13 protein-coding genes are annotated in these 13,446 nt (G+C 71.9%); 6 read left to right on the forward strand and 7 right to left on the reverse strand.

All coding sequences use genetic code 11. From position 1 onward, the window contains the following. A partial coding sequence (locus ACH47Z_RS04390; protein ID WP_399070392.1) for a maltotransferase domain-containing protein occupies positions 1-1,085 on the reverse strand: 1,085 nt, incomplete at its 3' end. A gap of 108 nt (positions 1,086-1,193) precedes the next feature. Continuing rightward, positions 1,194-1,493 carry a DUF5133 domain-containing protein gene (locus ACH47Z_RS04395; RefSeq protein ID WP_399070394.1) on the reverse strand — a complete coding sequence of 100 codons (300 nt, stop codon included), beginning with the start codon at positions 1,491-1,493 and terminating at the stop codon, positions 1,194-1,196. 302 nt (positions 1,494-1,795) lie between these two features. On the opposite strand from ACH47Z_RS04395, the gene ACH47Z_RS04400 reads away from it, so the two are divergent. Beyond that, the gene (locus ACH47Z_RS04400) at positions 1,796-2,374 is read left to right on the forward strand and encodes a pep a2 (protein WP_399070396.1); all 579 of its coding nucleotides are present in this window, start codon (positions 1,796-1,798) and stop codon (positions 2,372-2,374) included. A gap of 32 nt (positions 2,375-2,406) precedes the next feature. Next, positions 2,407-4,524, forward strand: a complete 2,118-nt coding sequence (gene glgX / locus ACH47Z_RS04405) for a glycogen debranching protein GlgX (protein WP_399071344.1) — start codon at positions 2,407-2,409, stop codon at positions 4,522-4,524. Here glgX and ACH47Z_RS04410 read toward each other — a convergent pair. Next, a complete protein-coding gene (locus ACH47Z_RS04410; RefSeq protein ID WP_399070398.1) occupies positions 4,521-5,327 on the reverse strand; it encodes a VOC family protein in 807 nt (268 codons plus the stop codon). The genes glgX and ACH47Z_RS04410 overlap by 4 nt on opposite strands. A 132-nt stretch (positions 5,328-5,459) precedes the next feature. Between ACH47Z_RS04410 and ACH47Z_RS04415 the strand changes: the two genes are divergently transcribed. The 4 genes from ACH47Z_RS04415 to ACH47Z_RS04430 all read left to right on the forward strand — a co-directional run bounded on the left by ACH47Z_RS04415 (position 5,460) and on the right by ACH47Z_RS04430 (position 8,346). Further along, entirely contained in the window at positions 5,460-5,915 is a 456-nt protein-coding gene (locus tag ACH47Z_RS04415; RefSeq protein ID WP_399070401.1) for a MarR family winged helix-turn-helix transcriptional regulator, read from the forward strand. Then, a complete protein-coding gene (locus tag ACH47Z_RS04420) occupies positions 5,912-6,826 on the forward strand; it encodes an ABC transporter ATP-binding protein (RefSeq protein WP_399070403.1) in 915 nt (304 codons plus the stop codon). Before ACH47Z_RS04415 ends, ACH47Z_RS04420 begins: the two co-directional genes overlap by 4 nt. Beyond that, positions 6,786-7,631: an ABC transporter permease gene (locus tag ACH47Z_RS04425; RefSeq protein WP_399070405.1), complete on the forward strand. Its 846-nt coding sequence runs from the start codon at positions 6,786-6,788 to the stop codon at positions 7,629-7,631. Before ACH47Z_RS04420 ends, ACH47Z_RS04425 begins: the two co-directional genes overlap by 41 nt. A 190-nt stretch (positions 7,632-7,821) precedes the next feature. Beyond that, positions 7,822-8,346 (forward strand): hypothetical protein, encoded by a 525-nt coding sequence (locus ACH47Z_RS04430; RefSeq protein WP_399070406.1) that lies wholly within the window; start codon positions 7,822-7,824, stop codon positions 8,344-8,346. Between the two features lie 27 nt (positions 8,347-8,373). Here ACH47Z_RS04430 and hemC read toward each other — a convergent pair whose 3' ends face one another. The 4 genes from hemC to ACH47Z_RS04450 all read right to left on the reverse strand — a co-directional run bounded on the left by hemC (position 8,374) and on the right by ACH47Z_RS04450 (position 13,277). After that, on the reverse strand, positions 8,374-9,315 hold the full coding sequence (gene hemC, locus ACH47Z_RS04435) for a hydroxymethylbilane synthase (protein WP_399070408.1): 942 nt from the start codon (positions 9,313-9,315) through the stop codon (positions 8,374-8,376). An 18-nt stretch (positions 9,316-9,333) separates the two neighbouring features. Beyond that, positions 9,334-10,290 (reverse strand): non-homologous end-joining DNA ligase, encoded by a 957-nt coding sequence (gene ligD, locus ACH47Z_RS04440; RefSeq protein ID WP_399071347.1) that lies wholly within the window; start codon positions 10,288-10,290, stop codon positions 9,334-9,336. A 110-nt stretch (positions 10,291-10,400) separates the two neighbouring features. After that, positions 10,401-10,934, reverse strand: coding sequence for a LuxR C-terminal-related transcriptional regulator (locus ACH47Z_RS04445; protein WP_399071349.1), 534 nt, complete (start codon positions 10,932-10,934; stop codon positions 10,401-10,403). An 870-nt stretch (positions 10,935-11,804) separates the two neighbouring features. Then, a complete protein-coding gene (locus ACH47Z_RS04450; RefSeq protein ID WP_399070410.1) occupies positions 11,805-13,277 on the reverse strand; it encodes an MFS transporter in 1,473 nt (490 codons plus the stop codon). Positions 13,278-13,446 lie beyond the last annotated feature (169 nt).

The following is a 13,446-nucleotide window of genomic DNA, read 5'->3' on the forward strand; positions in this document are numbered from 1 at the left end:
ACCAGTCCGTCCATGTCGGCGTCGAAGGCGATGGGATAGATGTCCTGGTACTTCTTCGGCGGGTTCTCGGCGTAGGCGATCGTCCCGTCGGACCGGTGATGGAACCACTCGGGGTGTTTCTGCACCCAGGGGTGGTCCGGGGAGCACTGCAGGGCGAAGTCGAGGGCGATCTCCAGGCCCAACTCCCGTGCCCGGCCCACGAAATGGTCGAAGTCCTCGATGGTCCCGAGGTCGGGATGGACGGCGTCGTGCCCGCCCTCGGGGGAGCCGATCGCCCAGGGCACGCCGACGTCGTCGGGCCCGGCGGTCAGGCTGTTGTTGGGGCCTTTGCGGAACGTCGTACCGATCGGATGGATCGGCGGCAGATAGACGACGTCGAAGCCCATGTCCGCGATGGCCGTCAGCCGACGGGCGGCGGTACGGAAGGTGCCGTGGGGCTGCTCCGGGGTGCCCTCGGAGCGCGGGAAGAACTCGTACCAGGAGCCGTACAGGGCCCGCTCCCGCTCCACCAGCAACGGCATCGGATCCGAGGCGGTGACCAAGTCCCGCAGAGGGTAGCGGGCCAGGAGGGCGTCCACCTCCGGGGACAGGGCCGGCCTCAGACGCTCCTGTACCGACCGGGAGTCGTCGCCGAGGGCGCGCGCGGCGGCCAGGACGAGGTCGCGCTCCGGGCCCTTCGGCACTCCGGCGGCCGCCCGTTCGTACAGCGCGGCGCCCTCCTCCAGGACCAGCCCGATGTCGACGCCGGCCGGGATCTTGACGCGCGCGTGGTGCCGCCAGGTCGCCACCGGGTCGGACCAGGCCTCCACACGGAAGGTCCAGCGGCCCGTCGCGTCCGGTGTGACCTCCGCGCCCCACAGGTCGCTGCCGGGGGAGAGTTCCCGCATCGGTGTCCACGGGCCGCGGCGGCCCTTCGGATCGCGCAGGACCACATTCGCGCCCACGGCGTCGTGCCCTTCGCGGAACACGGACGCGGTGACCTGGAAGGTCTCCCCGGCCACCGCCTTCGCCGGGCGCCTGCCGCACTCCACGGCCGGCCGGACGTCACGTACCGGTACACGGCCGATGGCCGGGGTCCTGCGCATGTATCTCACCTCCGCCGTGCGCGAAGCCGGGCACCTGGCCCGGCTTCGCGGTCCGAGACGGGCCGACTCGCGTCGGTCCCGGGGGGAACGCCTTTGTACGGTGCCAGGTCAGGGGCTTGACGCCGTGGAACGCCGCTCCGGTGGCGGCGGTCTTCTCGCCTTCCGGCGACGTTTCGGACGCCCGTTCTGCTCGCGCAGGTAGGTGACCAGATTGGTGCGCAGATAGCGCTCGGCCGCGTCCGCCGCCTCGCGGGCGCAGCGTTTGCCCATCAGCACGCACAGCGTGTAACCCGAGTCCTCGAAGGTGGCCCGGACCGTGCGGTCGTGGGGCGAGGCGAGCATCACGCGCTCCCACGCCCGGTAACGCCGCAACTGCCGGGCCACTTCGGCCTTGGCGGGGAGCAGCATCGCCGTCTTCACCTTTCACGCTCTCGACTGGGCGCGTTCCCGACGGTCGGGTGGTGTCCGCGCACGGGAGGGCACGGCACCGTTACGGCGATCGAGGCTTTCACTTATGGTGCACGCACGACGACGCAGCGTCTTGTTGGAGCTTCAACCATGACGGGTGTCGGGTGCTCGTGTTGCACGAATGGCGTAGTGACCGCACCGTGGAGGTGACTCAGAAGCGATCAGCGCTCACGCTGTGTGTCCGGGATCCCTCCCGGAAAGGCGAGGGGAGCCAGAGCTTCGCCGGTGAGGAGCAAGCGACGATGAAGACCGCAGTGCCCTGCTACTACCACCTCGACGTGGAAGTCAGCCCGGAACGGGTGGGACAGGTCAGCCGCATCCTGGCCGCCCACTTGCGTTACTGGGACCTCGAGAATCTCGCGGACCCCGTCTGCCGCGGCGCCGAACTGCTGCTGCGGGCGATCCACCAGCACGCCTCCGACAAGCACACGTCGATCGAGATGTGGTGGAACGGACAGCACCTGATCACCGCCTTCGGTGACGACGACCCCGATCTGCGCCCCGACCCCCATCTGCGGTCCTGTCTCGCGGACATCGCCGCCATGAGCGACGGCTGGGGCTGTTGCGCCTCGGACAGCGGCAGCAAGATCATCTGGTTCTCGCAGCGCGCCCGGGCCGGCCAGCGCGTCCCGCTGGTGCCCACCGCGCCCGAGCCCACTCTGAGCCAGGGCCTCCCCGTGCCGCGCGAGCTCCCGGTCGCGCGGCTGGCCGCTCCGGCGGGGGCCCCGGACGACACCCTGGCCGCCACGGCGGCAGCCGGGGACCACGGGCTTGCCGTACCGGCCGGTGTTCTGGGCGACACCCTGGAGGGCAGCCGGTGACGTCCCGCACCTCCCGGAAATCCCGGAACGGGCTGCCCGTGTGGAGCGGGCAGCCCTACCCGTTGGGCGCCTCGTTCGACGGACAGGGCACCAACTTCGCGCTGTTCAGCGAGGTCGCCGAGCGCGTCGACCTGATCCTGCTGGACGAAGCGGGCACCGAGACCCCCGTCCGGCTGCACGAGGTCGACGGCTTCGTCTGGCACGCCTATCTGCCCGGCATCACCCCCGGCCAGCGCTACGGCTACCGGGTGCACGGCCCCTGGCAGCCGTCGCTCGGCCACCGGTGCAATCCGGCGAAGCTGCTGCTCGACCCGTACGCCATGGCGGTGGACGGCCAGATCGACAACCACGCCTCGCTGTACGAGCGCGCCCCCGACGGCCCGGCGCCCGCCGACAGCGCCGGGCACTCCATGCTGGGGGTCGTCGCCGACCCGTACTTCGACTGGGGCGACGACCGCCCGCCCCGCACGCCGTACGCGGACTCGGTCATCTACGAGGCCCATGTGCGCGGCCTGACCCGCACCCACCCCGACGTCCCGGAGCGGCTGCGCGGCACCTACGCCGGCCTCGCGCACCCCGCGGTCGTCGAGCATCTGACCGGGCTCGGGGTGACGGCGGTGGAGCTGATGCCGGTGCACCAGTTCGTCCAGGACGGCGTGCTGCAGGACCGGGGCCTCGCCAACTACTGGGGCTACAACACCGTCGGCTTCTTCGCCCCGCACAACGCCTACGCCGCCTTCGGCACCCGGGGCCAGCAGGTCAACGAGTTCAAGGCGATGGTGAAGGCGCTGCACGCGGCCGGCCTCGAGGTGATCCTCGACGTGGTCTACAACCACACCGCCGAGGGCAACGAGATGGGCCCGACCCTGTCCTTCCGGGGCATCGACAACGCCTCCTACTACCGGCTGGTCGACGGCGACTGGGCGCACTACTACGACACCACCGGCACCGGCAACAGCCTGCTGATGCGTCACCCCTACGTGCTCCAGCTGATCATGGACTCGCTGCGGTACTGGGTCACCGAGATGCACGTCGACGGCTTCCGCTTCGACCTCGCGGCCACCCTGGCCCGGCAGTTCCACGAGGTGGACCGGCTCTCGGCGTTCTTCGACCTGATCCAGCAGGACCCGGTGATCAGCCGTGTCAAGCTGATCGCCGAGCCCTGGGACGTGGGCGAGGGCGGCTACCAGGTGGGCAACTTCCCTCCGCTGTGGTCGGAGTGGAACGGCAAGTACCGGGACGCCGTACGGGACTTCTGGCGGGCCGAGCGCGGCTCGCTCGGTGAGTTCGCCTCCCGGCTGACCGGCTCCTCCGACCTGTACCAGCACAGCCGGCGCCGGCCGCGCGCCAGCGTCAACTTCGTCACCGCGCACGACGGTTTCACCCTGCGCGACCTCGTGTCGTACAACGACAAGCACAACGAGGCCAACGGCGAGGACAACCGCGACGGCGAGAGCCACAACCGGTCCTGGAACTGCGGGGCGGAGGGCGCGACGAAGGACCCGGCCGTCCTCGAACTGCGCGCCCGCCAGCAGCGCAACCTGCTGGCGACGCTGCTGCTCTCGCAGGGCATCCCGATGCTCTGTCACGGCGACGAACTCGGCCGCACCCAGCGCGGCAACAACAACGCCTACTGCCAGGACAACGACATCTCCTGGGTCGACTGGGAACTCACCCGCGAACAGCGGTCGTTGACGGAGTTCACCCGGCACCTCATCGCCCTGCGCGCCGCCCACCCGGTGCTGCGCCGACGCCGCTTCTTCCGGGGCGAGACCGCGACCAACGCCGACCAGCCGCTGCCCGACCTGATGTGGCTCAGGCCCGACGCCCGGGAGATGGCCGACCGGGACTGGCAGTGCGGCGACGCGCACTCGGTCGCGGTGTTCCTCAACGGCGACGCCATCGCGGAACGCGACGCCTACGGGCGCCGGATGACCGACGACTCCTTCCTGCTCCTCGTCAACGGCTACTGGGAACCGGTCGACTTCCGCCTGCCGGGCACGAGGTTCGCCGAACGCTGGACGACCCTGGTCGACACGGCGGACCCGGACGGCATCCCGGACGAGCGGGAGCGCAAGGCGGGGACGAGGGTCCGGGTGGAGGCGCGGAGTCTGGTCGTGCTGTCGAGACCGTCGCGAGTCGCCGGCTAACGCTGCCGGCGTGACGTCACCGTGAACTGCGCCCCGTCCGGATCCCGCAGAATCGCCTCGTCCTCGTCCTCGCTCAGCACACTGCCCCCGTGCTTCTCGGCCGTGCGGGCGCAGTCCAGGACGTCGGCGACGGCGAAGTGGACCTGCCAGTGCGGCCGTACGGAGGGATCCGGTGCCGACTCCACCGCGCCCGAGTCGATCCGCGCCACGATGTCGCCCTCGCTGCGCAGCACCACCTCGCTGCCCTCGTACTCCACCTGGCAGCAGCCCGGCAGCCCGGACGCCCAGTCGAGGATCTCGCCGTAGAACAGGGCGGCGTCGAAGGCGTCGCGGGTGTGCAGCCGGATGAACGTCGGCGACGCCCGCCGCCAGGCCTCCCAGTTTCCGACCAGTTCCCCCTGCCAGATGCCGAAGGTCGCCCCGTCCCGGTCGGCGAGCAGCGCGGCCCGGCCCGGCGGGAAGGACAGCGGTCCTACGGCCGCCGTACCGCCGCGCTCGCGGGCCCGGGCCACGGCCACGTCGGCGTCCGGCACGGCGAAGTACGGCGTCCAGGCCACCGCCATCTGCCACATGGCGGCGATGGCGGCGATCCCCGCCACCGGCACCCCGTCCGCCAGCGCGATACGGAAGTGCTCACCGAGTTTCGCGCTGCGCCAGCGCCAGCCCAGGACGGCCGTGTAGAAGTCCTGGGTGGTCTTCAGATCGCGGCTGGTCAGGCTCACCCAGCACGGGGCGCCGAAGACGGAGTGCGTGGACATGACGTCGCGCTTGCGCGGTCCGCCGGCGGGGGTGTTGTGGTTCATGGCGCTCGCGTCCTGCCGTAGGGGACGGTCTGGCACCAGTGTCCACTGCGCGAGCCGGTTCGCGCTCCTTGACCTCTCCTTTGAGCTCTCCTCCGGAGGAATTACCTCTGTAGCAGAGGTAATCTTTCGAGTGTGGAGCACGAGACCTTCCCGGAGGAGCTGGCCGACACGCTCGTACGCATCCAGCGGCTGATCCGGCGGCGACTGCGCGGCGGGCTGACCCGGCCCCGGCTGCGCGGCGCCGAGGTGGAGCTGCTGCGGCTGGTCGAGTCCCGGCCCGGCATCGGCATCTCGGACGCGGCCAGGGCGCTGCACCTGGCGGGCAACTCCGTGTCGACCCTGGTCAACCAGCTGGTCAAGGGTGGATATCTGCTCCGGGAGACCGACCCGGCCGACCGCCGTGCCGCGCGCCTGCTGCTCACCGAGGCCGCCGAGCAGCGGCTCGCGGACTGGCGGCGCCGCCGGGCCGAGCTGGTCATGCGGCAGGTCTCCGGGCTCGACGAGGCCGACCGGGAAGCCCTCCGCGCGGCGCTTCCGGCGCTGCGCAAGCTGGCCGTCACCCTGCAGGAGGAGGCCGAGGAACCATGACGAGTGACAGCCCCACCGGAGGCCCGCCCGGCACCCCCGCCGAGAGCGGCGATCACACCGCCGCGCTGCCCGGCACGACCGCCGACGAGGTGGCCGAGGCCGTCACCTGCACCGGTCTCGCCTATGCCTTCGGCGACACCAGGGCCGTCGACGGGCTCGAGCTCGCCGTCCGCGAGGGCGAGGTGTTCGGACTGCTCGGCCCCAACGGCGCCGGCAAGACCACCGCCATCCGCTGCGTCACCACCCTGCTGCCCGTCCCCGCCGGCATGGTCCGCGTCTTCGGCCACGATGCGGCCAAGGAGCGGATGGCGGTGCGCCGGCTGCTCGGTTACGTCCCGCAGCAGCTGTCCGCCGACAGCGGGCTCACCGGCCGGGAGAACGTCGCCCTGTTCGCCCGCGTCTTCGACGTGCCCCGCCGCGAGCGCGCCGCACGCGTCGCGCAGGCCCTCGCCGCCGTCGGCCTCACCGATGCCGCCGACCGGCTCGCGGGCACCTACTCCGGCGGTATGGTCCGCCGGCTCGAACTCGCCCAGGCCCTGGTCAGCGCGCCCCGGCTGCTGATCCTCGACGAACCGACCATCGGCCTGGACCCGATCGCCCGCACCGGCGTCTGGGAGCACATCAACGCCGTCCGCGCGGCCACCGGCATGACCGTCCTCGTCACCACCCATCACATGGACGAGGCCGACCAGTACTGCGACCGGGTCGGCCTGATGCACCGCGGCCGGATCCGCGCCCTCGGCACACCGGCCGAGCTGCGCCGGGGCCTCGCCGAGCGCCAGGGCACCGACACCCTGCCCACGCTGGAGGACGTCTTCCGCGACGTCGCCGGCAGCGGCCTCGACGACACGTCCGGAGGAGGTTTCCGCGATGTCCGCAGCACCCGCCGCACCGCACACCGCGTCGGCTGACCGTACGGATCTTCTGCTCACCCCGCCCGTGCCCCGCGCGGGCTGGCGGCTGCTGCCCGCCCGGGTCGTCGCCATGTGCACGGTCGAACTGCAGAAGCTGCGCCACGACCGCACCGAGCTGTACACCCGCGCCGTCCAGCCCGCCCTGTGGCTGCTGATCTTCGGCCAGACCTTCACCCGGATCCGGGCGATACCCACCGGCGGCGTGCCGTACATCGACTATCTGGCGCCCGGCATCATCGCCCAGTCCGCGATGTTCATCGCGATCTTCTACGGCATCCAGATCATCTGGGAGCGGGACGCGGGCATCCTCAACAAGTTCCTCGTCACCCCCACCCCGCGCTCGGCGCTGATCACCGGCAAGGCGTTCGCGGCCGGTGTGAAGTCACTGATCCAGGCGGTCGTCGTCATCGTCATCGCCGCGCTGCTCGGGGTCGCCCTCACCTGGAACCCGCTGAAGCTGCTCGGCGTCGCCGTCGCCGTGGTCCTCGCCTCCGTGTTCTTCTCCTGCCTGTCGATGACCATCGCGGGCATCGTCCTCAGCAGGGACCGGCTGATGGGCTTCGGGCAGGCGATCACCATGCCGCTGTTCTTCGGCTCCAACGCCCTCTACCCCGTCTCGGTGATGCCGGGCTGGCTCCAGGCCGTCAGCAAGGTCAACCCGCTGAGCTATCAAGTCGACGCGCTGCGCGGGCTGCTGCTCGGTACGCCGTCGCACCTCGGCTCCGATTTCGCGGTGCTGTCGGTGGCCGCCGCGCTCGGCGTCGCCGCGGCCTCCTCGTTGCTCGGCCGGCTGGCCCGATGATCTTGCCGGGAACGTGATGTGCGGCACGCGCGCGTACCCCGCGAAAAGGGACCGTGAACGGATTCTTCCTGGGCAGCGCTTGATCAGCGATCAAAGCGGGCGAACCCGCTGGCCACAGCGCATTCTGCGCATTTGACAGTGCGATCCGCGCACAGATAGACAGCAGCTCTCGAAGGTCGAGAGGGGCACTGTGTACGAGCCGAACGTGGTCGGGGACTGGCACGAGTACGACGAGCATGCCGGTCTGCGGGTCCGCGTCCACCGCCTGGAGGCGGGCGAGCCGCCGCGCGGACGCGACGACGCCGCCGTGGGGCTGACGTACTTCAGTGTCCGCGTGACCGTCGAGAACCGCGGCGCGCGGCAGTACTGCATCCACCTGGAGGACGGCCAGATCGACGTCCGGGTCGGCGCGGACGGCGAGTCCGCGTTCATGGACTGGCGCAACTCGCAGTTCATCGAGGGTTTCGACGTCTATCCGCTGCGCCGGGTCACCGCCGTGCTCTACGCCGCCGCTCCCGAGGCCGCCCTCAGCCACGTGGACGTCCAGGTGCAGCTGCGGGTGGAGGACGAGTGGACCGACCGCCGGCTGTGGGCCGGCGGCATCGGCGTCCAGGAGGCGCCCACCGCGGCCGCCTCCGCCGGCGCCCCCCAGTGCAGCCTGGCCCACCAGGTCAGCGCCTTCCTGCGGGACCAGACGGAGCCGGGCACCGCCTGACCACGCCGCCCCGGGCGTCGTACGACGTCAGTGCGGGATGCCGTCGATGATCTCCCGGGCGCCCTGCCGGAGCAGGGACACCGCCACCGAGGTGCCGAGGGTGGCGGGATCGAGCCGGCCGGCCCACTCGTGTGCGTTCAGCCGGGTCTTGCCGTCGGGGGTGAACACACAGGCTCTCAGGGAGAGTTCGCCGCCGCGGTCCACGCGCGCGTACCCGGCGATGGGGCTGTTGCAGTGGCCCTGCAGCACATGCAGGAACATCCGCTCGGCCGTCGCCTCCCGGTGCGTGTCCGGGTCACCGAGCCCGCTGACCGCGTCGATGACGTCGGTGTCGTCGTCCCGGCACTGCAGGGCCAGGATGCCCGCGCCGATCGGCGGCATCATCGTCTCCGGCGAGAGCACCTCGCTGATCACATCGGTCCGGCCGATCCGCTCCAGCCCCGCGACGGCCAACAGGAGGGCGTCCGCCTCGCCGGCGGCGAGCTTCGCCAGCCGGCTGTTGTCGTTGCCCCGGAACGGCACGCACTCCAGATGGGGGTGCGTGGCGGCCAGTTGGGCGATCCGGCGCACCGAGGAGGTGCCGATCCGGGTGCCGGCCGGCAGCTCGTCCAGGGTGAGCCCGCCCGGGTGGACCAGCGCGTCCCGGATGTCGTCCCGCTTCAGGAACGCCGCGAACACCGTCCCGGCGGGCAGCGGCCGGTCGGCGGGCACGTCCTTGACGCAGTGCACCGCGAGATCGGCCTTCCCGGCCAGCAGGGCCGCGTCGACCTCCTTGGTGAACGCGCCCTTGCCCTCGACCTGGGACAGATCGCCGAGCCACTTGTCGCCGGTGGTCTTCACCGGGACGACCTCGGTGCGCAACCCCGGGTGCAGCACGGCCAATTCGGCGCGGACCCGCTCGACCTGGGCCAGGGCCATGGGCGAGTCGCGGGAGACGATTCGGATCAGTTCGGGAACCGGCATGGGCACACGATAGACCTTCGCCCCTCAAGCCGGGCTTTCGGGCAGGTCGGCGGCCGACTCCTCCGGGGTGAGATCCGGGCGCAGCCGCAGCCACGACGGCTGGCGCAGCAGCCCGTTCCGGGTCCGCGTGCTGTAACTGACCTCGCCCACCAGCCGGGGCAGCACCCAGTGGGCGTCGGGGATCCGTTGCACGGGTTCGAAGGGACACCGGTTGCTCGCGACGGCCGCCAGCAGCCGGGCCAGTTCCGTCCGCTCCGCCTCGCTCCAGCCGGTGCCCACCCGGCCGACGTACCGCAGCCGGCCGGCCGTGTCGCGCTGGCCGAGGAGCAGTGCGCCCGGCAGTCCGGTCAGCCGCCCCTTGCCGGCCAGCCAGCCGCCGACGATCACGTCCTCGGCCCGCATGTTCCGGATCTTGATCCAGGCGCGGGAGCGCACCCCGGGCTCGTACACCGAGTCCAGCCGCTTGCACACCAGGCCCTCCAGACCGTGCTCCCTGGTCGCCGCGAGCGCCTCGGCGCCGTGCCCGGTGACGGCACCCGGGACCGACCAGTACGGCCCGGCCGGATTCAGCTCCTCCAGCCGGGCCCGCCGCTGGACGTACGGCTGCCGCAGCAGGGACTCGCCCAGGTACGGCACGTCGAACAGCACCAGATGGACCGGCACCTCGGCGGCCCGGCGCGCCGCCCGCGCGGGGGCGTGCGCCAGCCCCATCCGGCTCTGCAGCAACTGGAAGTCGGCCCGTCCCCGCTCGTCCAGGGCCAGCACCTCGCCGTCCAGCACGGCGGGCGTGCTGCCCAGAGCGGTGCCGAGCGGCCGGAGTTCGGGATAGGCCTCGGTGATGTCCTCGCCCGACCGCGCGCGCAGCCGCACACTGCCGTCGCCGGGCAGGTACACCATCGCCCGCTGCCCGTCCTGCTTGGTCTCGTACGCCCACCGCGCGTCCTGGGCGGCGGGCGGCAGCCTGCCGGGCGTGGCGAGCATCGGCGCGATGAGCGGCAGGGATACGGCGGTCACGGCTGAAGGTCTCGACCGCGCACCGGGGCCGCACGCGCTCCGGGCCGCGGGTTCCCCTGAACGGGCCCGCCACCGGATCAGGCGTGCCGCAGATAGGCGAGCACGGCCAGTACCCGGCGGTGCCCGCTGTCGCTCGGCGGCAGCCCCAGCTTCAGGAAGACGTTGCCGACGTGCTTGCTGACGGAGCGTTCGGTGATGACGAGCGTCCGGGCGATCGTCGTGTTGTCGTGCCCCTCGGCCATCAGATGCAGCACCTCCCGCTCGCGCGGGGTGAGCGCGTCCAGGGGGGAGCCCGCGCGGCCGGTCATCAGTTCCGTCACCACCTCGGGGTCGAGGGCCGTGCCACCGCGTGCGACCCGTTCCAGCGCGTCGAGGAACTCGTCCACGCAGCCCACCCGGTCCTTCAACAGATAGCCCACCCCGCGCGCGCCGCCGCTCAACAGCTCGGCCGCGTACGACTCCTCGACGTACTGCGAGAGCACCAGGACCGGCAGTCCTGGCAGCCGCTCGCGCGCCTCCAGCGCCGCCCGCAGGCCCTCGTCACGGAAACGGGGAGAGGGGCTCGCCCGGGGAGAGCGCGAGAGGCGTGCGGGGCGGCCGCCGTGCCAGATGACCCGGACGCGCCCCGTAACCCCCTCACGCGCTCTCCCGCACGACGGCCGTGGCAGCTGCCGGCCGGGCCACAGGGTCCCGCGACCGCCTCGGCTGCAGGGCTCGGCCTGCGGCTTGTGCCGATCGGCTCGGGTCGCGCAGCCGGTGGCTCGGCCGGAGGTGTCGTGACTGCCCGGTCGGGCGGTGCGGTGCGGTGCGGTCTGCGAACGTCTGCGGACGGGTTGGGGTCACGGCCTTTGCCGTCCGGTTCGGCCTGCGGCCTGTGCCGATGGGTTCGGGCTGCGCAGCCGGTGGCTCGGCCGGAGGTGTCGTGACTGCCCGGCCGGGTGGCTCGGCTCGCCGTCGCTGCCGTCCGGTTCGGCCTGCGGCCTCCGCCGATGGGCTCAGGCCACGCACCCGATGGCCCGGCCGGATGGTGTCGTGACCGCCCCGTCGAGCGGCTCGGTCTGCGGCACCCGCCGGTCGGCCGGGGGCATCGCCTCTGCCGCCTGTCTCGGTCTGCTGCCTCCACCGGTCGGCTCTGGTCACACCGCCCCCGCTGTCCGTCGGCCCGCTGCCCCTGCCGTTCGGCATGGCCCCCCGCCGGGCGACTCAGGCGACCGCTTCGGCTGAGGGCGCGGCGGTTGTTCGGCGTGGGCCGGGGCGGTCACGGTGTCCCGCGTTGTCCCATGCCCTTGCCGTCGTACGGCCCCGCACGCCGACGTCCTGGCCGGAGGGTGCCTTACGGCGACCTCGGGCCGAGCGGCCCAGCCCGCTGCCTTCGCCATTCGGCTCAGGTCACCGTCTCCGTCGAGACGTCCAGCCCGCCGCCTCTACTGCCGGGCTCAGCCGCCGTCTACGCCGAGCCGCTCGGCCCGCTGCCGACCCTCTCAGGCCACCGCCTCCGTCGAGGGCTCGGCGGCCGTCGGCTCCGGGGACGGGGCCGACGGGCGATGGCGGGGGAGGAAGGAGGCGAGGATGAAGGCGAGGACGGCCGCGCCCGCGCCGATCGCCATGACGACCTTGAAGCCGTTCTCGGACGGCAGTGCGTGCCCGTCGAGGTTGATCGTCATCTGCGCCAGGATCACACCGGCCACCGCGCTGGCCACCGACGTGCCGATGGACCGCATCAGCGTGTTGAGGCTGTTCGCGGCGGCCGTCTCCGAGGGCGAGACCGCGCCCATGATGAGGGCCGGCATGGCGCCGTAGGCGAAGCCGACGCCCGCGCCGATGACGCAGGACACCAGGACCAGATGCCAGACCTCGGACATCAGGACGATGTTGAGTCCGTAGCCCGCGGCGACGATCACCGCGCCGATCATGAGCGTGATCTTCGGCCCCCTGGCCTTGGTGATGGCGGCGGACACCGGGGCCATGGCCATCATCACCAGGCCCTGCGGAGCCATCACCAGACCGACCGTCAGCATCGACTTGCCCAGGCCGTAGCCCGTCTGGGTCGGCAGCTGGAGCAGCTGGGGGAGCACCAGGGACATCGCGAACATCGAGAAGCCGAACGCGATCGAGGCGAGGTTGGTGAACAGCACCTGACGGCGGGCCGTGGTGCGCAGGTCGACCAGCGGCTGGGCGGTCCGCAGCTCGAAGACGCCCCAGGCGAGGAGCACGACCACGGCGAGGGCGAACAGGCCGAGCGTGGTGCCGCTCGCCCAGCCCCAGTCGGCGCCCTTGGAGACGGCGAGCAGCAGTGAGACCAGGCCCACCGCCAGCCCGGCGGAGCCGACCGCGTCGAAGCGGCCGCCCGTGCGCACCCTGGACTCCGGCACGAGCATCATGACCAGCGCGAAAGCGACGACACCGAGCGCCGCGGACGTCCAGAACAGCACATGCCAGTCGAAGTGGTCCGCGAGGAAGGCCGCGGCCGGCAGACCGAGCGCGCCGCCGACCCCCAGCGAGGCACTCATCAGCGCCGTCGAACCGGCCAGTTTCTCCGGCGGGAGCTCGTCGCGCATGATGCTGATGCCCAGCGGGACCACGGCGGAGGCCAGCCCCTGGAGCGCACGGCCGACGATCATCGGGACCAGCGCGTCGCTGAGCGCGCAGACCACCGAGCCGGCCACCAGCAGCACCAGACTGATCAGCAGCATCAGCCGCTTGCCGAACATGTCACCGATACGGCCGGCCATCGGGGTGGCCACGGCCGCTGCCAGCAGGGTCGCCGTCACGGCCCAGGCCGCGTTCGACGGGGAGGCGTTCAGGTACTTCGGCAGCTCCGGCACGATCGGGATCACCAGGGTCTGCATCAGCGAGACGGTGATGCCGGACAGGGCGAGCACCGCGACCACGGCACCCGGGCGCACCGGAGCGGATCTGCCGGCCTCGGCGGGCCGGGTGAGGGCGTCGGACATGAGAGGAGAACCTTCCGGAGAGGAGGAGCGGAACGAGAATGTCTTAAGTCAAGCGATTGACTTACTTTAGCGAGCCGAAAAGGCGGCGCACGCGGGGCCTGTCCCCGGTGGGGCGGGCGCGCACCGTAGGGTGATCCGGTTGGACCTCGCCGCCCCGGCCGAGGACCTG

Origin of the sequence: Streptomyces sp. NPDC020192, from assembly GCF_044388685.1 — a bacterium.
Classification (GTDB): domain Bacteria; phylum Actinomycetota; class Actinomycetes; order Streptomycetales; family Streptomycetaceae; genus Streptomyces.